This window comes from Paenibacillus sp. GCM10027626 (assembly GCF_042676285.1).
In the GTDB taxonomy this organism is placed as follows: Bacteria; Bacillota; Bacilli; order Paenibacillales; family Paenibacillaceae; genus Paenibacillus_Z.
On sequence record NZ_JBHTHC010000024.1, the window covers coordinates 73,054 to 97,284 of the forward strand.

At 50.3% G+C, this 24,231-nt stretch carries 20 protein-coding genes; 16 read left to right on the forward strand and 4 right to left on the reverse strand.

The genetic code is table 11. The annotated features are described in order from the left end of the window. Positions 1-74: 74 nt before the first annotated feature. From ACFQ0N_RS31705 to ACFQ0N_RS31715, 3 genes are read left to right on the forward strand one after another with little or no spacing between them, the layout of a single operon-like run. Complete coding sequence (locus tag ACFQ0N_RS31705; protein ID WP_379334087.1) at positions 75-500, forward strand: hypothetical protein; 426 nt, start codon at positions 75-77, stop codon at positions 498-500. 25 nt (positions 501-525) lie between these two features. Next, positions 526-1,482 carry a sugar kinase gene (locus ACFQ0N_RS31710; protein ID WP_379334089.1) on the forward strand — a complete coding sequence of 319 codons (957 nt, stop codon included), beginning with the start codon at positions 526-528 and terminating at the stop codon, positions 1,480-1,482. A 1-nt stretch (position 1,483) separates the two neighbouring features. Beyond that, positions 1,484-2,284: a DeoR/GlpR family DNA-binding transcription regulator gene (locus ACFQ0N_RS31715; protein WP_379334091.1), complete on the forward strand. Its 801-nt coding sequence runs from the start codon at positions 1,484-1,486 to the stop codon at positions 2,282-2,284. Between the two features lie 62 nt (positions 2,285-2,346). Here ACFQ0N_RS31715 and nagA read toward each other — a convergent pair whose 3' ends face one another. Further along, a complete protein-coding gene (gene nagA / locus ACFQ0N_RS31720; protein WP_379334093.1) occupies positions 2,347-3,522 on the reverse strand; it encodes an N-acetylglucosamine-6-phosphate deacetylase in 1,176 nt (391 codons plus the stop codon). Further along, entirely contained in the window at positions 3,522-4,244 is a 723-nt protein-coding gene (gene nagB / locus ACFQ0N_RS31725) for a glucosamine-6-phosphate deaminase (RefSeq protein ID WP_379334095.1), read from the reverse strand. The genes nagA and nagB overlap by 1 nt, the downstream gene beginning before the upstream one ends. 333 nt (positions 4,245-4,577) lie before the next feature. Between nagB and ACFQ0N_RS31730 the strand changes: the two genes are divergently transcribed. The 3 genes from ACFQ0N_RS31730 to ACFQ0N_RS31740 all read left to right on the forward strand — a co-directional run bounded on the left by ACFQ0N_RS31730 (position 4,578) and on the right by ACFQ0N_RS31740 (position 7,508). Next, complete coding sequence (locus ACFQ0N_RS31730) at positions 4,578-5,858, forward strand: ArsB/NhaD family transporter (protein ID WP_379334097.1); 1,281 nt, start codon at positions 4,578-4,580, stop codon at positions 5,856-5,858. Between the two features lie 28 nt (positions 5,859-5,886). After that, positions 5,887-6,174, forward strand: a complete 288-nt coding sequence (locus ACFQ0N_RS31735; protein ID WP_379334099.1) for a hypothetical protein — start codon at positions 5,887-5,889, stop codon at positions 6,172-6,174. A gap of 134 nt (positions 6,175-6,308) precedes the next feature. Beyond that, on the forward strand, positions 6,309-7,508 hold the full coding sequence (locus ACFQ0N_RS31740; protein ID WP_379334101.1) for a cation:proton antiporter: 1,200 nt from the start codon (positions 6,309-6,311) through the stop codon (positions 7,506-7,508). Here ACFQ0N_RS31740 and ACFQ0N_RS31745 read toward each other — a convergent pair. Continuing rightward, positions 7,423-8,139 carry a hypothetical protein gene (locus tag ACFQ0N_RS31745; RefSeq protein ID WP_379334103.1) on the reverse strand — a complete coding sequence of 239 codons (717 nt, stop codon included), beginning with the start codon at positions 8,137-8,139 and terminating at the stop codon, positions 7,423-7,425. The genes ACFQ0N_RS31740 and ACFQ0N_RS31745 overlap by 86 nt on opposite strands. 143 nt (positions 8,140-8,282) lie before the next feature. Here ACFQ0N_RS31745 and ACFQ0N_RS31750 point away from each other — a divergent pair, with 143 nt between their 5' ends. The 10 genes from ACFQ0N_RS31750 (at position 8,283) to ACFQ0N_RS31795 (ending at position 22,186) form a co-directional block, all read left to right on the forward strand. Further along, positions 8,283-9,026 carry a class I SAM-dependent methyltransferase gene (locus tag ACFQ0N_RS31750; protein ID WP_379334105.1) on the forward strand — a complete coding sequence of 248 codons (744 nt, stop codon included), beginning with the start codon at positions 8,283-8,285 and terminating at the stop codon, positions 9,024-9,026. Continuing rightward, a complete protein-coding gene (locus tag ACFQ0N_RS31755; protein WP_379334108.1) occupies positions 9,023-10,003 on the forward strand; it encodes an MBL fold metallo-hydrolase in 981 nt (326 codons plus the stop codon). Before ACFQ0N_RS31750 ends, ACFQ0N_RS31755 begins: the two co-directional genes overlap by 4 nt. 76 nt (positions 10,004-10,079) lie before the next feature. Next, positions 10,080-11,468, forward strand: a complete 1,389-nt coding sequence (locus ACFQ0N_RS31760) for a CapA family protein (protein ID WP_379334110.1) — start codon at positions 10,080-10,082, stop codon at positions 11,466-11,468. 62 nt (positions 11,469-11,530) lie between these two features. Beyond that, on the forward strand, positions 11,531-12,118 hold the full coding sequence (locus ACFQ0N_RS31765) for a DNA-3-methyladenine glycosylase I (RefSeq protein ID WP_379334112.1): 588 nt from the start codon (positions 11,531-11,533) through the stop codon (positions 12,116-12,118). Positions 12,119-12,360: 242 nt separating this feature from the next. Further along, positions 12,361-13,326, forward strand: coding sequence for an ABC transporter permease (locus ACFQ0N_RS31770; protein WP_379334114.1), 966 nt, complete (start codon positions 12,361-12,363; stop codon positions 13,324-13,326). Next, positions 13,320-14,186 (forward strand): carbohydrate ABC transporter permease, encoded by an 867-nt coding sequence (locus ACFQ0N_RS31775; RefSeq protein WP_379334116.1) that lies wholly within the window; start codon positions 13,320-13,322, stop codon positions 14,184-14,186. Before ACFQ0N_RS31770 ends, ACFQ0N_RS31775 begins: the two co-directional genes overlap by 7 nt. Positions 14,187-14,248: 62 nt before the next feature. Beyond that, a complete protein-coding gene (locus tag ACFQ0N_RS31780) occupies positions 14,249-15,847 on the forward strand; it encodes an extracellular solute-binding protein (protein WP_379334118.1) in 1,599 nt (532 codons plus the stop codon). Positions 15,848-15,919: 72 nt separating this feature from the next. Further along, positions 15,920-18,244, forward strand: coding sequence for a helix-turn-helix domain-containing protein (locus ACFQ0N_RS31785; protein ID WP_379334120.1), 2,325 nt, complete (start codon positions 15,920-15,922; stop codon positions 18,242-18,244). Between the two features lie 22 nt (positions 18,245-18,266). After that, the gene (locus ACFQ0N_RS31790) at positions 18,267-19,340 is read left to right on the forward strand and encodes a TolB family protein (RefSeq protein ID WP_379334122.1); all 1,074 of its coding nucleotides are present in this window, start codon (positions 18,267-18,269) and stop codon (positions 19,338-19,340) included. Then, positions 19,337-22,186 carry a glycoside hydrolase family 38 N-terminal domain-containing protein gene (locus ACFQ0N_RS31795; protein ID WP_379334124.1) on the forward strand — a complete coding sequence of 950 codons (2,850 nt, stop codon included), beginning with the start codon at positions 19,337-19,339 and terminating at the stop codon, positions 22,184-22,186. The genes ACFQ0N_RS31790 and ACFQ0N_RS31795 overlap by 4 nt, the downstream gene beginning before the upstream one ends. Before the next feature lie 66 nt (positions 22,187-22,252). On the opposite strand, the gene pepF is transcribed toward ACFQ0N_RS31795, so the two are convergent. Continuing rightward, positions 22,253-24,043: an oligoendopeptidase F gene (gene pepF, locus ACFQ0N_RS31800; protein ID WP_379334126.1), complete on the reverse strand. Its 1,791-nt coding sequence runs from the start codon at positions 24,041-24,043 to the stop codon at positions 22,253-22,255. Positions 24,044-24,231 lie beyond the last annotated feature (188 nt).

Consider the following 24,231-nt stretch of genomic DNA (forward strand, 5'->3'; position numbering starts at 1 on the left):
GCATTTTCTTTGATATTAACGGGTTGTTCTAGTATACTGATGAAGACTGAATTACACCTCCAGGAGGAAGAGAAATGGAAAAAATTATGCTGTTATTGCATGTCATTGGGGCGACGGGCATGGGGCTGTATATAGTCCTTCCGGTGCTGATTGGAAGAGCTTCCAAGCTGGCAGGCACGGGACAAGCCGGCCTGGCCGAAGGCCTGCTCTCTGCAAATCGGGTTGCTCAATATTTTTTGGTGCTGCAATTGCTCACTGGCGGTTATTTAATGTCGCAATTGAAGTACTCGTATGTGTGGATGGCCGTAGTTACCGTGCTGTTTTTGGCAATTGCTGCTTTAGGCGGCATTGTCTCTAAGCCGCTTAAGCTGATCGTGGCCGACATTCAGGCAGGACATAGCGCTTCTTCGCATATTGCTAAAGCGCGTGCGCTTAGCATGGTCATTTTGCTGATTTATATCGTTATTCTAATCTTTATGAAATACCCGATGTACAGATAATTTTGAGAGTTAGCGAGGAGAACGCATGAATACTCAGTCACCGGACTTAGTCACTTTTGGTGAAACGATGGCGCTCTTTATGTCGCCAGCATATAAAGGGCTGGAAGGTGCAGCTTCGCTGGAACAAAGCTTTGGCGGGGCGGAGAGCAATGTAGCGATCGGAGCCGCGCGACTCGGTTGCTCTGTAGGCTGGTTCGGCATGCTCGGCAACGATCCGTTCGGCCGGGCAATCTTGAAGCGCGTGCGGGGAGAAGGCGTTGATGTATCGCGCAGCAAGCTGTCTGACGCAGCATCTACGGGACTGATGTTTCGGGAGACAGTGGCCGGCAAGCTGGCGGTCCATTATTATCGCAAGCATTCGGCAGCCAGCCAAATGACACCGGACGATTTGGATTTGGATTACATTCGCAATTGCAAGCTGCTTCACGTTACCGGCATTACGGCAGCGCTTAGCAGAAGCGCGCGAGAGACGGTGCTTGCTGCGGTAGCCGCAGCGAAAGAGGCGGGGGTTAAAGTGAGCTTTGATCCTAACTTGCGTTTGAAGCTGTGGTCGATTGAAGAGGCGAAGCCGGTCGTTCAGCGGCTTGCGGAGCAAGCGGACTATTATCTCCCGGGCTGGGACGAGCTGCAGCTGCTGCATGGCACGCAAGATTTTGCGGCAGTCCGCGCACAGCTTGCCAAATTGTCTGCCACTTGCATTATAAAAGGATATAACGATTCGACTATTATTTTGGAAAATGGCAAGGAGACTGCCGTACCTTTTTATAAGGCAGAGGAAGTAATCGATACTGTCGGGGCCGGCGACGGTTTTTGCGCAGGCTTTTTGACAGGCATTCTGCAGGGCAAAACAGCTGAGGAAGCTGTAAAGATTGGCAGTATTAACGGATCGCTCGTCGTGCAAATGCGCGGCGACTGGGAAGCTCTTCCGGAATGGTCCACAGTAGAGCGGCACTTAGGCGGAGCAGGCTGGGTGGAGAGATAGCATGAGCGGCAGGCCATCTTCTTCTACTAAAGGGAAGCGACGACGTGAGCAAATGATGAATGTGCTCAAGCGTCAAGGGCGGATTACGATCCAGGAAGTTGTGGAGCAGTTCAACATTTCAGAAGCGACGGCTCGCCGCGACCTGGAATTGATGGAGCGCGAGGAGCCTGTTATTCGTACAATCGGCGGCGCGATGTATGACGGGATGAACAGTGTACGCGAGCTGCCGTTTGCTGAGAAGGAAGGGCTGTCCTACCTGGAGAAGGAACAGATTGCGGCAGCCGCCTCGGCGCTAATCGAGGAAGGCGACGTCATCGGACTCTCGGGAGGCACGACCAATTACTTGCTGGCCAAGCTGCTCAAGCCGAGGAAGGGCATCACAGTCGTCACGAATGCCGTTAACATCGCGATGGAGCTGGTCGGCTGCGACATCCAGGTTGTAGTAGCCGGGGGAATGCTGCGCCATAACAGCTTTGAACTTTGCGGCCCTCTAGGCGCGGGGATGATCGCTCATCTGAACATCGGAAAGATGTTTCTCGGTGTGGACGGCGTTTCTTCTACAGGCGGCATTACAACCTATTCAGAGCAGGAGGCGCAAATGGCCAAGGCGATGATTAGCCGCTCGCAAGCGACGTATGCGATGTTCGATCATACGAAGGTGGGACGAACGTCTCTTTTCTCGATTGCGCCGCTCTCCTCGCTGCAAGGGCTAATTACCGACGCGCCGCTGCCTCAGCATTTGCGCAGCGCGGCTGAGGATGCCGGTATTCATATCTATTTGGCCGGCTCTTACGACCATTGAAAAAGCAGTCCCCGCATACAGGCGCCGAAGATGCGCTCGCAGCGGAGACTGCTTTTTTGATTTTAGACGGAGAATACGGTCCGTCCTTTAACCCAAGTTGCCAACATCTGATGATTGTCATCCGTCCAGACGAGATCCGCCCGTTTGCCGACCGAAATGCTGCCTGTCTGCTGCTCAAGGCCGAGCACCTTCGCCGGATTGGCGCTGGCCAGCCGGCTTACCTCAGGCACGGTCAGTTCGGTATGCTTCAGCATGAAGCGGAATGCTTCGATCATCGTCAGCGTGCTGCCGGCCAGACTATTGCCTTCATGCAATGTAGCGACGCCGCCGCGCACATCGACTGCGAGACCGCCGAGATCATACTGGCCGTCGCCAAGTCCGGCTGCTGACATGGCATCCGTAATCAATACCAGCTTGTCTGCCGGCTTAGTGCGCGTAAGCACTTTAATCGCAGCCGGATGGACATGGTGGCCGTCGGCGATAAGCTCTGCCGTAATCGCATCCTCAGTCATCATCGCACCAAGTGTGCCGGGTTTGCGGTGATGGAGACCGGTCATCGCATTATAAGTATGAACGCCGTGGCATAGGCCATGTTGTACAGCGGTGACAACCTCATCGTAAGTGGCGTCAGTGTGGCCGAGCGAAGCGACAATGCCTTGCTGCCTCAGCCATTCGATGACGGCTAACGCGCCATCCTTTTCGGGCGCCAGCGTCATGATTTTGATCAGGGCAGGCCACTCGGCTATCCAGCGCTCCAGCCATTCCGTTTGCGGGGGAACGATGAAGGCAGGGTTTTGGGCGCCTGGCCATTTTTCGCTAATGAAAGGTCCTTCCAGATGGACGCCTGCCAGTTCGGCATATTGCATGTCTCCTGCGCGATAGGCAGCAGCCGCTTTTAGTACTGCTTCAATTCTTTCCGGCGATGCGGTTACGGTAGTAGCCAGTATCGTAGTCGTACCGTTGGCCGCATGGAATTTCGTAATGCCGTCATAAGCCTCGGCCGTCGCATCCATAAAGTCATGCCCATATCCGCCATGCACATGGATGTCGATGAAGCCCGGCAGCAGCCAGCCGCCTTTGCCATCAATGTACGGGATGCTGTCATCTGCCTGCGCTGCATCGGCAGCAGCGGTTATTGCGGTAATGATTCCGTCCTCAACAGTCACTTCACCAACGACAACTTGTTGGTCGGCAACGATCTGTACATTGCCGATCCGCCAGCTACGAGCTTCGCTCATTATAGTTTTCCTCCCGCTTCGCGATCGAGTAAAATAAGTGCATCAGGATGGGCCTGCAGCAGTGATGCCGGACATTGGGTCGTAATCGGACCTTGCAATGCCTGCTTGATAATATCGGCTTTATCTGCGCCTTTGGCCACCAGCATAATCGTACGAGCCTTCATAATGGAGCCAACACCCATCGTAATAGCCAGCTTGGGAACATCGTCCATCGAAGCGAAGAAGCGGGCATTGGCGTCGCGCGTTTCCTGCTTCAAGGTGACGACATGGGTGCCGCCCTGCAAGGCTTCGTCCGGCTCATTAAAGCCAATATGGCCATTGTGGCCGATGCCCAGCAGTTGAATATCGATCGGCTGTCCGGCCATCATGCCGTCATAGTGTGCGCATTCTGCCTGCAGATCGTCTGCCATGCCATTAGGCAAAAAAGCGCGGTCAACCGGCAAGTCGATATGTCCGAACAGGTTGTTTTTCATAAAGTAGGCGTAGCTTTGCTCATTGCTTGCCGGCACGCCTACATATTCATCTAGGTTAAAGGTTGTTACTTGTGAAAACGAAACATCGCCTTTACGGTAGCGCTCCACCAAATTTTCATAGATCCCGATCGGGGTCGAGCCTGTTGCCAGGCCTAATGTTGCCTGCGGTTTCCGGTTTATCTTATCGATAAAAAATTGGGCCGCAAAAGCGTCGAGCTCTTCCCGGCTGTCAAACATGCGAATATTCAATGATGCCGCCTCCTGAAATTAATTGATGTCACCTCCTTCTATATTAAATGAAAAAGCAAGATATCTCAATCAAAAGCAGTATAAAATGATTGTATAAATCGAAAAAATGATTTTTTCGATCAAAAATAGAGGGGTTGCGGACCGGCGAATAAGCTGGTATAATCATCTAGGTTAATTAAAATGAATAGCGTTATTCGGAGGAGCCTGCCATTAGCGGGCTCTTTTTGTCTTTTTTGGGGTCCGCGGCGGATTCCATGATAGAAACGGGAGGGAATGGAAACGGTATAAGTAGTAAATGGACAGCTGTAGAGAAAGAGTTTGCAGGAGGTTACTATGGAACAACAAGCGATCTGGGCAATTGGTATATTTTTAGTCATCTATGCTTTAATCATCTCGGAGAAGATACATCGGACGATTGTTGCCGTTATCGGCGGCATCATCATGATCGCATGTGGCATTGTCAGTCAAGAGGTCGCGATTACGCATATCGATTTCAATACACTTGGATTGTTAATCGGCATGATGGTGATCGTAAGCATTACCGCAGAGACGGGACTTTTCAAGTATATCGCGATTTATGCTGCCAAAAAGGCCAAAGGCCAGCCGATCCCCATCATGATCTTTCTGGCGGTTATTACAGCCGTCGGCTCCGCTTTTCTCGATAATGTAACGACTGTATTATTGATGGTGCCGGTTACTTTCAGCATTACCAGACAGCTGCGCGTCAATCCGGTGCCTTATCTGCTGACACAAATACTAGCTTCTAACGTCGGCGGCACAGCAACTCTAATTGGCGATCCGCCGAACATTATGATCGGCAGCGCGGTCAAAGAGTTGACCTTTATGTCCTTTATTGCCAATCTGACGCCGATCGCGGTCATCGTAATGCTCGCCTATATCCCGATCTTTATTTTGCTGTTCCGCAAGCAGCTGAAAACATCGCCGGAGCTTAAGCAAAGCATTATGGAACTGGATATGTCGGAATTAATTACCAACCGTTCGCTGATGAAAAAATGCCTGGTCGTTCTGGGGATTACGATATTAGGTTTTTTCCTGCATCAGACGCTGCATCTGGAATCGGCGACTGTTGCGCTGGCCGGCGCCTTCCTCTTGCTGCTCATGACCGGAGAGCATAAAATGGAAGAAGCATTTTCGCGCGTGGAGTGGACAACGATCTTTTTCTTTGTCGGGCTGTTCGTGCTCGTCTCCGGCCTGGTCTACACCGGGGTGATCGCCGAGCTAGCCGCCAAAGCGATTGAATGGACGGGCGGAGATCCGATCGCGACTTCGATGCTCATATTGTGGCTAAGCGCGATCGCTTCCTCCTTCCTGGACAACATTCCGTTCGTAGCGACGATGATCCCGATGATTCAGGAAATGGGCAATATGGGAGTGTCCAATCTGGAGCCGCTCTGGTGGAGCTTGGCGCTCGGCGCATGCTTCGGCGGCAACGGAACCTTGATTGGCGCGAGCGCCAACTTGATCGTGGCCGGCTTGTCAGGCAAGGAAGGCTACCCGATTCGTTTTGTCCAGTTTTTAAAGATTGGATTTCCGCTTATGCTGCTTTCCATTGTGTTGTCCAGCGCGTATATTTTCTTGCGTTATCTCCTCTAAATATTTGGCAGGAAGGGAATGAACAGCGATGTTAAGCTATCGGTTTGACGACACGATCATTGACATTCAACAAAAAAAGGATGGAGACGATTTTGAATTTCTGGTGCGCATAAAGAATGAGGCCAAAGCACTGGAGCCAATGAGAGCTGTCCGGCATATTTTTGAGGATGACGATGATTACACGGATGTATTGTTCTACGCCTATCCGCATCATGAGTATAAAGTTATCGTCCGTCAGCAGCATTACGTTGATTTCATAGTCGAGCTGCTGCGGCATCGCCTGCTGGAGCAGGTTGCGTGGGATGCAGCTAAGTAAATATGGGATAACACCGGAGGAGCCTGTCACCAAGGGCTTGCTGTGCCTTTTACAGCAAGTTTTTGAGGACAGGCTTTTTCGTGCATAAATGACAGTTATTTCTTTCATGATAAGAAAAAGGGATGGTGAAGCGATTGTTAATTTTTGAATTATCGATCATACTGCTGGCTTCAAAGCTGGCGGGCGAGCTGAGCCTGAAGCTGCAGCAGCCGGCTGTACTGGGTAAACTGTTAATTGGTATTGTGCTCGGGCCAAGTCTGCTTGGTTTAATTACGAATACGGCTGTTTTAGAGGAGATCAGCCAAATTGGCGTCATTTTGCTTATGTTTATTGCCGGGCTCGAGACGGATATGGATGAGTTTAAACGTTCGGGAAAGGCATCAGCCTATGTAGGCGTTGCCGGCATTATTTTTCCTTCTCTGCTGGGCTTCCTGGCCGGCTGGTGGGTCGGGATGTCGACAATGGAGGCGGTATTTCTCGGACTGCTGCTTTCGGCGACTAGTGTAAGCATTTCGGTGCAAGCCTTGAAGGAAATGGGGCAGCTGAAGTCACGGGAGGGGGCGACGATTCTCGGGGCGGCCGTCATCGATGACGTACTCGTTATCGTTGCGCTGGCCTTCGTTATGAGCTTGTCGGGCGGAGATGTCAATTTGGGAATGGTCGTGCTGAAGAAAGCCGCCTTTTTTGCCATAGCAATAGCTGCCGCCTGGAAGCTTGTACCGTGGATCCTGCGAAAATTTGCCCCGCTGCGCGTGACGGAGACGGTCGTGTCGGCAGGCCTGATCATCTGTTTTATCTATGCTTATTTTGCGGAATATGCCGGTGTAGCAGCCATTATCGGTGCCTATATTGCCGGTGTGGCTATCAGCATGACGAGCTACAAACATGAAGTATTTGAAAAGGTGGAGACGATTGGCTACGCGATCTTCGTGCCGGTATTTTTCACTTTGATTGGCGTAAAAGTCACGTTCGACGGCGTCGCCTCCCATCTTGGCTTAATTATCGGGCTAAGCGTGATCGCGATTGTGACCAAGCTCTTTGGCTCAGCCATCGGCGCCCGGGCGGCGGGCTTCGGCTGGCGCAGTGCGCTTGCCGTGGGATCCGCGATGGTCTCGCGCGGCGAAGTAGCGCTAATTATTGCGGCGATTGGCCAGGAAGCCGGGCTGCTCGCTGACGAGATGTTTGCCGTCATCGTGCTTGTCGTCTTAATTACGACCATTGCTACTCCGCCGATGATGAAATTGTTTTTCAAAGCGCCGGATCAAGCGAATGACCCATTACGGCATGAATCCACATCCGCTCGGCAAACAGCTGATTGCGATGAAGAAAAGTGACTTCATAAACTAGCGGCAGGCCGGCGCGGAAAGGCAAATAATAAAGCCTGGCTGTTGGCTGCTGCTGCAGCTGCGCCATCTGTGCCGGCGATAGCTGCGCTTGCGCTTTGCGGATCGCCTGTTCGGATGAAAGCACAGAATGAGCCGGGCGGTTGAACAATTGCTTTTCCAGCTGTGGATAAATGAGGCTTTCTACTGCAGTAACGACGCCTTGAACATCAATCGTCAGCTTTATATAGTCTCCATATACAGGCGTATCGAATAAATAACGTTCGAGATGGACGGTTCGCGTCCCTCCCGGCAATGCTTTAACCGCTTTGATTTTCATGTTTTTCTCAGGACTTTTCAATCCGAACAAATGCTTGTTGCGGGCAATAAATTGAGTGGCAATCCATTCCGTAGTATGGCGCGATACCGAAGTCAGGCGGCCGCTTATCGCCGAGGGCGTACCTGTCTGCTCATTCCAGGAAATACGGAATGTTGCGCCGCTGCTGCGGGCAAGCGCCTGCAATTCATCTTTCGCTTTCCTGTCAAGCTCCGGTGAAGAGTGGGCGGAGGCTAAGTTAGGCATTGCCGTCGTCAAATTTATTATTATCGCTAGCAGCATTGCTGCCTGGATCGTTGATTTCATAGGGGGAGCCTTCCTTTCTATATTCATTCATCGCTATTATCGGTCAACGCCAAGAAAATTATGCCGTTCTATTGTTATTTTGCCAATTCTAACACGGTTGAGTACAATAGGAGCAATGTACTTTAAAAATGGAGGTGCTTGCTATGACGACGGCCTGGTATGAACGCAGCTTTGGGCCAGACTACATGGTAATCTATCGCCATCGCGATTGGGAGCAAGCAGCTCGTGAAGCGCAGCAAATGGCAGGGTGGCTCCACCTGCCTGCCAATGCCAGATTGCTGGATATCGGATGCGGAATGGGGCGGCATGCAATGGCGCTGTCTCAATTGGGATATGAAGTGACCGGCATTGATCTGTCAGAGGCGCTTTTGGAGGAGGCGCGGAAGCATAGTTTCGGCAATGTTACCTTTATGCAGGGGGATATGCGCAGGCTGCCGTTTGCCGAAGCGCAGTTTCAGGCGACAGTAAATTTATTTACCTCCTTCGGCTATTTTCGCGAGGAAACGGATAATGCCGTGGTCTTGGGGGAAATTCGGCGGGTATTAGCGCCCGGCGGAAAGTTTTTAATCGACTTTCTTAACCCTGTCTATGTAGAGCAGCAGCTTGTTCCGTTTTCCGAGCGGGTTGACGAAGAGACCGGGCTGCATATAGAAGAAGCCCGCCAAATTATCGGCGGCTGGGTCATCAAGCAAATTCATGTCTATTCCGCAAGCGGAGACAGCCGGCGCTACGAGGAGCGGGTGCGGTTATTTCCGCTGCAATGGTTCGAGGATATGCTAAATCGTAATGGTCTGCGGCTGGAGAAGGTTTATGGAGGCTACGACGGCGGTCCGTATGAAGAAGCGTCCTCGCCAAGGATGATTATGACCGGGAGGGTCGAAGGATGAATGTACAGGAATGGCCTGGGGGCATTGTGCAGGTTAAAGTCCCGCTTCCTTTTTCATTGAAATGGGTAAACAGTTATTTAATCGCCGATGCGGACGGCTATACATTAATTGATCCCGGCTTGCATACGGCTGAAGCGGTTCACGTTTGGGAAGAGGTGCTGGAGCGGCGCCAGATCGCATTCTCGCAAATCCGTACCATTTTGCTGACGCATCAGCACCCGGACCATTATGGCTTGGCCGGCTGGTTCCAGCAGCGGTGCGGCGCGCCGGTGCACATATCGGCCGATTCCTATGCCTATGCAGTACGGCTGTGGGGCGAAGGCAGGACATTTGCCGGCGAGCTGACGGCGCTTTATGAACAGCACGGCATGCCCCGCCAACTGCTTGCGCAAATTGCGCCGCACCTGGAAAGCTTCGTCGAGCGGGTGTCTCCCCAGCCTGAAGTGACGCTGCTGGAGGCGGGAACGACCATCCGCTTTGGGGGATTAACCTGGTCACTGCTCGATGCGCCAGGGCATGCTAAGGGACAACTGTGCCTATATACGCCGGAGAAGCAGTGGATGTTTTGCGGGGATCAGGTATTGCCGGAAATTACGCCCAACATTAGCGTCGTCCCAGGGGAGGATGAAGACCCGCTGCAAAGCTTTCTGGACAGCCTGCAAATGCTGCGCGAAATAGAGGTGCGGCTCGCGTTTCCGGGGCACCGGGAGCCGTTTGCAGATTTTGGCGGGCGCATTGATCGGATACTGGCGCATCATGTACGCAGATTGACAGCAATTGTAGAGATGCTGAAGGAGCGGCCGCTTACGGGCTTTGAAGTCTGTCAGCATATGTTCGGCGAGCGCATTGCCGGCAATATACATAATTTGCGCTTTGCGATGTCGGAAGCGCTGGCGCATTTGTATCATTTGCAGCGGAAAGGCCGTATTGGCCATCAGTGCAGAACCGGCCTCGTTTCTTATTTTAGCGAAAATTGATGGCTGATTTTGTCCTAGTGCTGGTATAATGGGAAATCATATCTAAATTATTCTGTTAAAGTAAGGAGCACCTACTATGCGTATTACTCGCTCTGAAGTACTGAAGCAGCAGCGTAAAATTCGCGCCCGTAACCGCAGACGGATCATTCTGCTCAACTGTGTATTTCTGCTTGCTATCGCAGCCTTGGTAGCTGTTTGGACCTCCGGCGGCAGTGACAACAACGGAAAACCGTCGGGATTGGCAGACGGCCAGGCGGGTGAACGGCTGAACCCGACGGCTGACAATGGCGGGGCGGATAATGCCGGACAATCGCCTGCAGGCAACAATGATGGGAACGATGAGGGGCAGCAAGAGGGGAAGCAGCGGGACGAATCGGCCGCCTCCAATCAAGAAGAGGAAGCTGGGCAGCCTGATGCGGACAAGGAAGATCCGGCAGGAAACAAAGAGAATGAGGGGACGGCAGAGCCCGAGGAAGCGGTTATTGAAGATAAGCCGCCGTTAATTTCCGGCACGGACGGGACCGTGACATTAGCTTTTGTGGGCGATATTTTGCTGGCCGGGGCTGTAGATAAATTAATGCAGAAGCACGGCTACGACTATCCGTATGCCAAAGCATTACCTTATTTGCAAAAACCGGATTTAACAGCGGCGAATCTGGAAAACCCGGTCACTGTACGCGGCACGCCGGCCCAAGATAAACAGTTTGTCTTTAAAGGCTCGCCCAAATCGCTCCCTGCGCTGACAGAGTCCGGAATTGACGTTGTAACGCTTGCCAACAATCATACGCTCGATATGGGGGTTGTGGGCTTGCTGGATACGATCGGCCACTTGGATGAGGTAGGGATGCCCCACACCGGCGGCGGCAACGATGAGGAAGAGGCGTACGAGCCGGTTATACTGGAGGCGAAGGGGATTAAGGTCGCATACGTCGGTGTATCGCGGGTGCTGCCTGATGTAGCATGGAAGGCAGGCCCGAATCGCCCTGGCGTAGCGGAATCGTATGAGACCGAGCGCGGCATTGCCGCGGTCAAGAAGGCGAAGGAGCAAGCGGATATCGTTGTCGTCATGATCCATTGGGGCAGGGAGAAGGTAGATTACCCGGTTGATTATCAGCCGGCCATGGGGCGGGAATATATCGATGCCGGCGCCGATCTCATTATCGGGAGCCATCCGCATGTGCTGCAAGGATTCGAACAATACAAAGGCAAATGGATTGCATATAGCTTAGGCAATTTTATTTTTAATATGACTCCTACATTGAAAACGAGAGACACTGGCGTTCTCGATGCTGTTTGCACGAAGGATGGCGACTGCTCGCTGCAATTCCATCCTATGCTTGCTGTTGAATCCCAGCCTACACCGCTTGAGGGCGACGCCGCCAAACAGCTGCTGGCCAGAATATCAAAGTTTTCCATCAATGCTGTCGTAGATGAAGAAGGCTATGTTAAAGTAAAGCGCAAATAAAGCAGCTGGCTGAATGAGGGTAGTGGTAACATTTATAGAATTTCATCATTTAATGGTTGTATATGGTGGAAGCGGGAGTTGATGATGTGGCCAGATGCGGCTGGGTAAATAATGATCCGTTGTATATTAGCTACCATGATCATGAATGGGGAGTTCCGTTACACGATGATCGAAAGCTGTTTGAAATGATCATTCTGGAAGGCGCTCAAGCGGGTCTTAGCTGGTATACTGTACTGAAGAAGCGGGAGACGTATCGCAAAGCTTTTGACGATTTTGATGTGGATAAAGTGGCTGCTTATGATGAGGAGAAGCTGGCTGAGCTGTTGAATAACCCCGGCGTTATCCGCAATCGTCTGAAAATCGCCGCGGCTGTAAATAACGCACAAGCGTTCATAAAGGTGCGCGAGCAATTTGGCAGCTTTGATCAATATATTTGGCGTTTTGTCGATGGAGAGCCGATCCTTAATCACTGGAAGGAGCTGCGTGAGGTCCCGGCACGCACCGACATCTCTGATCAAATGAGTATCGATCTGCAGCGCCGCGGCTTCAAATTTGTCGGCAGCACGATTTGTTATGCGTTTATGCAGGCAACCGGCATGGTGAACGATCATCTGACGACATGTATCTGTTATCATGGAGCCCGCAAATAGCCGGGAAGGTAAGACCATATCCGAATTCGGATGTGGTCTTTTTTGTTGTACCTCTGTTAGAAATCTCCGTATGGCTTGAAATAAGGTGCGAAGCAAAAATCGAAGCAGCGAAATAACAAAAGATGTGGCATACCGCAAATAATGGCGCTTTCCTTGTCCTGACGGCGACTGCTATTTTGGAATCGTACCTGATCGAATATGAATCGGGAAGATTATGAAAAGAAAGGAGTTGCCAGCATCATATGGCTGCACATTCAGCTACAGCATCCAGGGGGTCTGCACAGACGGAGCCGAGAGCGCGGCGCAAATCGTTTTGGAGGGATTTGAAGCGGAGACCGTTTTTATATGCGCTGCTCTTTCCCGTCATTGCGTACTTTATTATTTTTAAATACTTTCCGATGTATGGCGAGATTATTGCTTTTAAAGATTTTCGCCTGATGGACGGCATATGGGGCAGCAAGTGGGTCGGAATGCAGCATTTTGAACGGCTGTGGCATAGCAGTGATCTGTGGAAAATTGTTCGCAATACATTGCTGCTTAATCTTTATTCTCTTTGCATTGGCTTTCCGGTTCCGATCGCGCTTGCGATTGTGCTGAATGAGGTCCGGCTGGAATGGTTCAAGCGTGTCGTACAAAATTTGCTTTACTTGCCGCATTTTTTGTCATGGATTATTTTAGGGACAATCGTGATCGGCTTGCTTTCGCCAAGCACTGGCTTTATCAATGCCGTTCTAAAAATGTTCGGCGTCGACCCGATCTACTTTATGGGCAGCAATTTTTGGTGGCCAATAGTTTATGTGCTGTCCGGTATATGGCGTGACGCCGGTTTTGGGACCATTCTATACTTGGCTGCAATGTCTAGCATTGATCCGCATCTGTATGAGGCCGCCCGGATCGACGGCGGCGGCAAGTTGCGGCAAATATGGCATATAACCCTGCCGGGAATCCGCAGCACGATTGCACTTATGCTTGTGCTGCGGATGGGGCATATGTTCGATGTCGGCTTTGAGCAAGTATGGGTGCTGACGAACCCGCTTGTTACGAGTGTAGCAGATGTTATGAGCACTTATATTTATCGGCTGGGATTAATTAATTTGCAATACAGCTATACCACGGCAATCGGATTACTGCAATCGCTTGTGGGCTTAATACTGGTCATCACGGTTAATCGCATTATCCGGGCAATGGGGGAACGGGCGTTATGGTGAAAAAGGGATATCTGTACCAAGCGGCGATTTACTTGTTTTTAGCGGCTTTTTCGTTCTCAACGCTTTTTCCGTTTCTGAATGTGATGGCAGTCTCATTAAGCTCGGCAGAAGCGATTCGGGCAGGTAATGTGTCTATTTGGCCGCAGCAATTTACATGGGACGCATACCGCAACTTAATTGACGACGGACAGCTGATTGTAGCCATGAAAAATACGGTTGTGATGACGGTTGTCGGTACCGCACTAAATATGCTTGTAACGATTATGGCCGCATATCCGCTGTCCAAGACAGATCTGCGCGGCCGCGGTCCGGTGCTGGCGATGATCATTTTTACGATGCTGTTTGGCGGCGGGCTGATCCCGCAATTTTTGCTAATCAAAAGCCTGGGATTAATGGACACCTATTGGGCGCTATGGCTGCCAGGCCTGCTTAGCACCTACAATTTGTTCGTGATGAAAACCTTTTTTGAGGGCTTGCCCGGCGAGCTGGAGGAATCGGCGGCGATTGATGGAGCAAAGGATTGGATGATATTAGTGCGAATTGTGCTTCCGCTGGCTCTGCCTGTCATTGCAGCCTTGACGTTATTTTATGCGGTTGGCTGGTGGAATGCTTACTATAACGTGCTCATCTTCATTAAAAGCTCCACGAAAATGTCGCTTATGGTCAAGCTCTATCAAATGATTGACAATCTTGATCCGACCTTGCTGCTCGGCGATTCGGGCAATGAGAACAATGCGCTGCCGCCAGAAGGCGTTCGGGCGGGCGCGGCGATGCTGGCTTCACTGCCGATTCTGCTTATTTATCCGTTTTTGCAAAAATATTTCGTCAAAGGTGTACTTATGGGGTCTGTGAAAGGATAATGCTGTTCATTTGGCGCCAAGCGCCTTATGATATAATTTTACGTTACGGGAGGGCAACACAGATGAAAAAGAAAAAACGTTGGTTGCAAGGAACTGCTGCCGCGGCAATGACATTAGCATTAACAACCGCGCTTGCCGGTTGTGGAGATTCTCAGAATGGTAATGCGGGATCAGAAGCCGGCAATGACGGTCAAGCTGGCGATAAATATGACAAGCTGCCTAAAGCAGTATCCATATCGATGTTCGATCGTGGGGGAGTCGCCGCTGATGAAGGTTCCTACGAGGACAATCGCTGGACCAAATGGATCCGCGAGCAGTCGGGTATTGATGTAACCTATGTGCCTGTCCCTCGAAATCAGGCAGGAGAAAAAATAAATACATTAATTGCTTCTGGCGAAGCGCCGGATATAATTTGGGATTATGACCGCAATTATATCGGAACTTTGTATACGCAAGGGGTTATCCAGCCGCTTGACGAGTATATCGACAAGTACAGCACTGTACTGAAAAAATATATCGAGGACAATCCTGATCTGAAGCCTTATATGTCATTCGATGGGCAAATTTATGGCATTACGACGAGAAGACCGACTAATCAGCTTGCCAATGGCGCGATGTGGATTCGGCAGGATTGGCTGGATAAGGTCGGAATGAAGGCGCCATCAACGGAAGAAGAGTTTTTCGCTGTGTTGAAAGCGTTCAAGGAAAGCGGCCTGTCTGGCAGTACAGATGCTCCGGTGCTTTCAATGTTTACCGGTGGTAACGTCGTAGGCGGGTTATATGCAGTGCACAGCACGCAGTGGTATCTCGAAGACGGCAAAATGACGAATTCCTTATTTGTTGACCGCAATATCGGCGCAATGAATTTTGAAAGAGCACTATATGCAAACGGATACATTGACAAAGAATATATGACAGATAAAAATGGCCAAAAAATGATGACGGATTGGGCAATGGGCAAGACCGGCGTATTGCTTGGCACCGTTGGCCATGGGATCGACGGTTATATGAAGGATTTGCTTAGAAACATACCAGAAGCCAATCCGGTGCCGCTTGCGCCATTTTCTACGAAATATGGCCATTACAGCAGCTATCAGGAAACACCGGCAAGCATTTATGTTGCGTTCAATAAAGAAATGAAAAACCCGAAGGCAGCCATTGAATTTTTAGACTGGATGTTTGAAAAAGGTTGGTTCACTGTACAAAATGGGATCGAAAATACACATTACAAGCTGGTGGATGGCGTGCCGCAGGTGTTAGATGCCGATAAGTTTAAAAAAGAGGTCGCGTATGCTGGGGAATATGCAATTGTTAAGGATGATGCAGCGTCCTTCAAGCTTGAGCATCTGCTTGTGAAAGCAGCGAATGATCCATTATCGCAGCGCTGGGCGAAATTGAATATTGCGGCGATCGAGACCGCATTAAGTGTTCCGTTCCGCAGAGATATTCCTTATGTGCCAAGCATGCCGGAAATTGGCAGTGTATTTGCCAGCATTGGGCCGAAAATGGGTGAAATCCGTACAAGGGCTATTATTAAAGGCGATATTACACCTGAGCAGGCACTGGAAATGATGCGCAAGGAATATAAAAACGCTGGCGGCGAGCAAGCGGATGCGCTAGCGCAAGAATGGTATGAAGCAAACAAGGATAATTTCAAATAAAGACAACGACAAGGTTGCATGCAAGTCTGGCGCTTGCTGCAGCCTTGTCATTACACTATAGGGGGCAAGGCGATGCTGCAGCGACCGAAGCAAAGCTATTCGAAATTGGCCAAGATCGTGATTTTACTTTTTTCCAGCCTTTGTATTGTAATAACGGTTGGCCTTTCTTATTTTATTACGACGAATCAGCTGCGTGCAGAAGTCGAGCAAGCGAATATGTCCTTGCTGCGAGAGGTGAATGGCAAGCTTTTGGTCGTGTTGAAATCGATTGATGCGGAAGCAATCCAGTTTTTGCGCAGCCGCAATATGTGGACCTTTATGGAGGACGAAGCGGCCGAGCAAGCGGATATCATTGCAATTAATACGCGTATTGGCGATTTATTGCTGAGCAACAATATGATTTTTTCGATTGATTTGTACTCCTATGCCAAGAAAAAATGGTCGCATACGAATCCGTTCCAGCAGCAGGAGCCGGATGTCGATTATGACTGGATCAATGCTTTTGCACAGTATAAAGGGTTTTATCAGCTAATAGGCACAAGAAAGCTATCCATCGATGACTCAAATACGGTATTTCACAATGTGATGACGCTGATCCGCTCCTACCCGCTTACCCATGCAGACGGATACCGTAAGGGAGCAGTAGCGTTCAACATCGATGAGCTGTCCATTTATAGCTTAATTAAACATGCGATAGACCCGGCCATTGGCTATATGTTTATTGCAGATAGCGAGGGCGTCATTATTAGTCATGCTGATAAGAGGCTAATTGGGACGAATGTTAATGATCGCTTTTCGGCGGCAGAGCTGCAAGCGAGCGATGAGGGGCATTTCAGCCAAAACATCGGCGGAACGGACAGCACGGTGTTTCATATGAAAAGTCCTTATACAGGGTGGAAAATCATTAGTGTAGTTGCCGATGCAGGTTTAAGCAAGCCGCTGGTCAAAGTGCGCAATATGCTATTGATTATTGCCGGGGCATTGCTAGTATTAGCTGCTATTATGTCGGTCACGGTTAACAGCTGGATGTTCAGACCGGTCAACCGGATGCTGACTAATGTGGCCAAGCAGTTAAAGTCCTACCGCGCTTACGAGCGCGAGCCTGAGCAGATGGCCGCTATTGAGGCGGGCAATATCGAAACTTCGCTTTCGTTTATTTTGGAGGATAGCAGCCGCATGCACCGGCAAATGCGTGAATCAACGCCTGTTATTAAGTGGCGGCTTGTGATGGATGCATTAATCGGCGTACGAACGAAGGCTGATGAGCTTTTGCCCAGCCTAGAAGCGATTGGCTATCCGATGCATGCTTGTCAATTTATTGTGTTGGCAGTTGAGCTTGACCGGCGTTCTGAAATAAGAAATGCTAACGACTTGCAGCTTTACTGCTATGCGCTCTGCAATGTAGCAGAGGAGATGATCAACTCCGAATGCTTGGGTGTTGCGATTGAGGCGAGAGAAGGGCTGGTTGTGATCATGATCAGCTTTGCCGAAGCGGACAGCGAAGCTAATATATTGCGTACGCTGGCTGTGGCGGAGTTAATTAAAAGCTATGTAGAGGAGCAATTCAAGCGTACGATCTCGATTGGCGTTGGGGGAATTGCGGAAGGGTTGGAGCAATTGCAGCGTTCGTATCACGAAGCTTTATCTGCCCTGTCTTATAAAATGATTCTTGGCGGAAATGCGGTTATTTCCAGTGAGGAAATTCGGGAGCCTGCCAGCGGCGAGTTTTTGCGGCTCCTAGCGATGACGGATGGCATTGTCGAGATGCTGCGTCTGACGGATCGCGACAAGATGAAGCGGCAGACCGAGCGCTGGTTCGAGGAGATGGCCAGTGTAGGAGCTGCAGCAGATATGATCCGTCAACTGGTCGTGCAATTTATGATGAAGGTTGTGAAAGCAGTAGGCGAGATTGACCCCTTATTGCTTGATGCCGTACCAACTCACCAGCGCTTCGATCTGCTTAGCCAATATGAAAATATACAGCAATTATCTGACTATGTGATCGGGCAGTTGGGGCTCTATTCAACACTGCTGGAGGAGAAGCGCAGCAATCGGGAAAAAAATGATGTCATTGATCGAATCGCCTTGTTCATCGATGAAAACTATATGCATAGCGATTTGTCGCTAAATTATTTGGCGAGTGAATTCAAGCTCAGTATGTCGCATGTAAGCCGCATGTTCAAGGAGCACACAGAAAAGAACTTTATTGATTACTTGATGGAGATCCGCATGCGTAAAGCAAAGGAACTGCTGGAGTGCACCGATATGCTCGTTCGTGATGTAGCAGCAGCAGTTGGCTATACGAATGTAAACAGCTTTGCTCGCATATTTAAGAAAAGCACCGGGTTAACGCCTGGTGAATATAGGGAACGAGAATTAGAACGGGATCATATATGACGATGGAAAGAAGGGGATAGCAATGCTGTCTCAGCACAAAATTACCGATCGAACGACAGGGAATACGATTCTGGCAATCGGAAATGAAGGACGTGATACCGCTCATCATTATACGACAGCGATGAGTTGGCTTACAGATAGCCGTCACTTAATTGTTCTGACCGATCTTGACCGGGAGACGAAGGCCGGCAAAATTGTTCGACATGATACGTTGACAGGACAATCGCAAATTTTGATGGATAACGGGGTCTGGCCGCGCGGCGTCGTTGGTGGCGACGATCAATTGTATTTATTTGAAGGGCAAGAGCTGTATAGCCTTCATGCCTGGAGTGGAGAGAGGCGGACGATATGCAGGCTGGATGATAATTGTATACTTCATGGCCCCTTATCCATTACGAATGATAGCCAGACGCTGGGGGTCTACTGGCTGGAGGGCGATCAGGAGTGGGTTATCGCAACGGTCGATGCAAGAAGCGGTCAAGTGGCGGAGGCTGCCCGGCCTGGCTTTGTCGAGCCTTTCCCGGTAGCGAATCACGCGATGATTAATCCCGTAGATTCCTCCTGTATTTTCTACAGTCATGAAGGGGCTACCGAGCATATTGCCGACCGGTTATGGGTAGCGAGTACTGCTACAGGAAGCAAGTATAATGTTTTTGCCCAGAAACGGGACGAGAACGGCAAGCATGTGGAATATGTCGGTCACGAAATGTGGGCAAGCGATGGAAGCGGGCTATACTTTGTCAAGTATGCGCACAGCCCGCACAAGCCTGCCGGAGTTTATTATGCAGATCGGAACGGAAAGAGTCAGACATTCATTAACGGCGATTATTTATATTGGCATGTAAGCGTGAGTCCTGATGGCCGCTATGCAGCAGCAGATACGCAAGAAGCGGGGAAATCGAAAATTGTGCTGATTGATCTCGCTACGCGACAGTCGAAGCTGCTTTGCGAGCTGCCTTGCCGCGGTATACATCCAGGGCATCCTCACCCGTCCTTCAGTCCGGACAGCCAAAAGCTTGTATTCACATATGCGGATGAGCAGGACACGCTATGGGTGGGTGTGACAGATATCGGAGAGGGAGGGTACACAGTATGAATTCGATCGAATCGAGATTGCGGCGCTTGCTGGGACGGGCTCCGCAAAGCTACTGGGACGAAAAAATCGCTGCCAAGCCGGGTTATTGGGGAGAACGTGCGCTGGCTCAATTGGTGTTCGCCCAGGAGATGTCCAAAGTGAATAACGGGCAGTATGAGCCAATTATCGAGACGGCGCTTGCTTCTCTTGAAGCGCGTGCGGCTGCAGAAGCTGTTATTACAGAGCAGGCTGCACATCAAGTAGAGCAGCTGCTCAGCCCGCTAGCAGCTGAAGCTAGAAGCTACACGATCCATTGTGCCGCTCACGCGCATATCGATATGAACTGGATGTGGTCTTGGGATGAGACGGTAGCGGTGGTCCTCGATACGCTCTGTACGATGTTAAATTTGATGAAGGAATATCCGGAGTTTATTTATTCGCAATCACAGGCTGCCATCTATCGCATTGTTGAGCAATTTGCGCCTGATATGCTGCACGAGATTAAGCAGAGAATTAAAGAAGGGCGCTGGGAGGTAACGGCGACACATTGGGTCGAAGCGGATAAAAATATGCCGAATGGCGAAAGCATGGCCAGACATCTGCTTTACGCGAAAAACTATTTGTCCCAGATGCTGGAGCTTGACCCTAATAGCCTGACAATTGATTTCGAGCCGGACACATTTGGACACAGCTTGCATGTTCCCGAAATATTGACCGCTGGCGGTGTGCGCTATTATTATCATTGCCGCGGCCATGATGAGCATATTTTGTATCGTTGGCAGTCTCCTTCCGGCAATTCTGTCATCGTCTATCGTGAGCCAACCTGGTATAACGACAGCGCGCAGCCTATGCTGGCTTCCTATATACCGGATGTTTGCCGCCGGACAGGATTAAAAACCTATTTGAACGTATATGGTGTGGGTGATCATGGCGGCGGACCGACACGCAGAGATTTGGAGCGGTTTCGCGATATGCAGAGCTGGCCGGTCTATCCGAAAATCCGGTTTGGCACCTTCGCCGATTATTTCCGTGAGGCTGAGGAGATAAGAGCGGATTTGCCTGTCGTTACGGGGGAACTGAATGGCGTATTCGCAGGCTGCTATACGTCGCAGAGCCGGATAAAGCTAGCGAACCGGATTGGCGAAGCAGCCTTGAATGAGGCGGAGTTATTCAGTGCTGCAGCCGCTGCGGCTGCCGATATGCGGTATCCGCAAGTTGCTTATGAAGAAGCATGGAGAAATGTATTGTTCAATCAATTTCACGATATTTTACCAGGCTCGGGTGTGATTGCTACGAGAGAGCATGCTCTCGGTCTCTTTCAGCAAACGTTGGCGCTGGCCAACACGAATCGCAAGCTGGCGCTGGAGCAAATTGCAGCTATGATTGATACATCGCATCTATGCAAGCCTGCCCTTCCAGATGATAAGTGGACTTATTCAGAGGGAGCGGGCGTTGGCTTTGGAGCAGAGCGGTTTAAAATTTCCCAAGTCGAGCGCGGCTTCGGCAATACCCGGATTGTCCATATCTTTAATGCTTCGGCTTATGAGCGGGAAGAGGTTGCCGAGATCATTCTTTGGGATTGGCATTGTCCGAATGATGCTGTATCCGTGAGAGACAGCGCCGGCCAGGCGGTAGTGCATCAAGTGTTGGATCAGGGTTTTCATACATATTGGAGCCATCACTATATTCGTCTTCTTATATGGGCGAAAGCACCAGCATGCGGCTATAGTACATATACCGTGTCGGAAGGAGCGGGCAGTGTTAAGCCATTTATGCCAACCGATCCGCGGGTGGACCGCGAGGAGCCGTTCATTCTGGAAAATGATCTGCTTCGGGTTGCTCTTCATCCCGGTGAAGCTTCAATTATTTCATTGCTGCATAAGCCTAGCGGAGAGCAGCTTATCCACCCTGAACGTCCTGCCGGCATATTCCGGCTTATTCAGGAGGATCCGGCTAAAGGAATGACGGCCTGGTGGGTTGGGCGTTATATGGATATGAAGCATTTGCATGAAGGGGTGAAATTGAAGCGTGCCGCTTGGGGAGATGCGCGGCAAGCTTTCCAATATGTTATGAAGTTTGGGCGTTCGGCATTGTCCGTGACGGTATCGCTTGATTGTCACAGCTCGAAGCTCGACTTTCATGCTGAATGCGACTGGCAGGAGATCGGGAGCGAGCAGCAAAGTATTCCGCAATTGAATTTTCATTGGCCGCTGGCATATCAGGAGGAAGGCTACCGCTATGATGTGCCGTTCGGGACGATTGTCCGTTCATCCAGCAATATGGATGTACCGGGGAACAGCTGGATATATGGCATGCGGCGTGAAAAGGATAAGCCGGCGATTATGATTGTGACCGACAGCAAGCATGGCTTCCGCGGCTGTGAGCAATCGTTAAATGTCTCCCTTATTCGCAGCTCATTCGATCCGGATCCTTATCCGGAGCTAGGCGATCATCATCGTTTTTCCATGTCGGTCTGTGTTGTGGATGGAGGCGCTGCGGTCAGCGAGCTGATTGAAACGGCGTATCGTGTGAACCATCCGTTCAACGTATTATCCGGCACCTTGCATACCGGAACGATGCCGCTTGCAGGAAGCTTTATGGAGCTAGTTGCAGGTGAAGCGGCTATTTCGGCACTCAAGATGCCGGAAGCTGCTGCAGGCAAGCAGTGGATTGTTAGAGCTTACGATACGGAGGGACGGGGGTCTACGGTTGTTGTGGAATTATTTCGTCCTGTTAAGACGGCTTATGCTGTGGATTCGCTGGAGCAGCGATTGGCTAGAGAGAACACCGTTAAAGTAGAAGGGACCCGTGTTGCCTTTCCGGTGCCGCCTTTCGCTGTCGTTGCCATCTGTATTGAATTTAGTTGAGCCTGTCTGTTGCCGACAAAAACCCGCTGCGGAGCAAGATTGCCCTCACGGCGGGTTTTTGTCGGTTTATTTTGTTAACTGCTCCATTTGGTTAATCAAGTCCTCAAATACGCTCATCGCTTGCTCAATCGGCTCAGGCGTAGACATATCGACGCCAGCCTTTTTCAAAATATTGATCGAGAAGTCGCTGCCGCCGCTCTTCAGGAAGCCAAGGTAACGCTCGACTGCCGGCTCGCCCTCATCGAGAATTTGCTTGGCAAAGCTTGTTGCCGCGGAAAAGCCTGTTGCATATTTGTAAACATAGAAGCTCGTATAGAAATGCGGGATACGTGCCCATTCCATTTCAATATCCTGGTCGACGACCATGCCAGGCCCGTAATATTGCACGTTCAGATCATAGTAGATTTTGCTTAAATCTTGCGGTGTCAGCGACTCGCCTTGCTCAGCCTTCTCGTGAATGATTTTCTCGAATTCGGCGAACATCGTTTGCCGGAAGACCGTCGTCCGGAATTGGTCCGCGTAGTAAGTGAGCAGGTACATTTTTTCCTTCGGATCGGTCGATTTCTTCAACATATAGTCCATCAGCAGCGCCTCGTTCAAGGTTGAGGCTACCTCTGCCAGGAAGATCGTATACTGTGCGTTGCGATAATCCTGATTGCCGTCGGAATAGTAGGAGTGAAGAGCATGGCCCATTTCGTGCGTTAGGGTGAACATGCTGTTTAAGTTGTCTTTATGGTTGAGCAAGACATACGGATGAGTGCCGTAAGCGCCCCAGCTATATGCGCCGCTCCGTTTTCCTTCATTCTCGTAAATGTCGATCCAGCCTTCGTTGAAGCCTTTTTGCAGCGCAGTCAAGTAATCGGAGCCGAGCGGATGCAAGCTGTCGGCCACAGTCGCTTTAGCTTCGTCATATGTAATTTTCATGTCGTACTCTTCTACAAGTGGAGCGAACAGGTCGTACATATGCAGCTCATCCACTCTAAGCAACTTTTTGCGCAGCTCCATATAGCGATGCATAAGCGGCATATATTTATGAATTGTATCGATCAGGTTCGTGTATACACTCTTCGGAATATTATCGCCGTAGAGCGACATCTCCAATGCTGAAGGATATTTGCGTGCCCGTGAATAAAATACATTTTTCGTCACGTTGGCATTTAAAGTAGAGGCGATGGTATTTTTTAATTTGCCATACGTCTCGTACATCGCTTTGAACGCAGCACTGCGCACATTGCGATCTTTGCTTTCAAGAAATTGTATGTAGCGCCCGTGAGTCAGTTCAACCTCGTTGCCCTGCTCATCCTTCACTTTAGGGAACTTCATGTCGGCATTATTCAGCATGCTGTAGATTGTGCTTGAAGCCTGGCTGATATTGCCGACCTGAGCAAGCAGCGCTTCTTCTGTCTTGGATAAAATATGCGCTTTCTGCCGGCGCATTTCTTCCAGCGTATGACGGTATTTAGCTAATTCGGCATTAGCGATAAGAGCATCCAGTTCGGCATCGGACAGGCTGAGAACTTCCGGAGTAATGAAGGAAAGTGCTTCGCCAGTCTCTACAGACAGCTTTTTAGACTTGTCGGACAATGCCTGGTAGGTAGGCTCGGCTGTATCTTCATGATGCTTCATATTGGCGTAGACATAAAGACGCTCCACATGGAGGGAAAGACGGTCTTCCAGCTCGAAGCAGGCTTTTAATTGCTTGGCATCGGACAATTTGCCGTGATAAGCGGCAATTCGCTTCATTTGCTCTTTTGCTTCGGCATATTCTTTATCCCATTCAGCCTGGGTAGCGAACAAATCTTCCAGCTTCCAGCGGTGCTGGACGTCGATATCGGATCTTTTCGGTACTTGGTTCATTGGAATCCTCCCTGGTTTAGTGGTAGCTAGCGGCTCGTTTGCAGCAAGGGCCGTAGTCTTGGCAGCCGGCGGCAAAAAAGAGCCCGGCAGAAGTGACAAAGATAATACAAGCGGTAGCCAGCGCAACTGTCGGATCACACTCCCATTGTTGTTAGAATGCACCTAGTGTGACCCGGTTGCGGCATCAT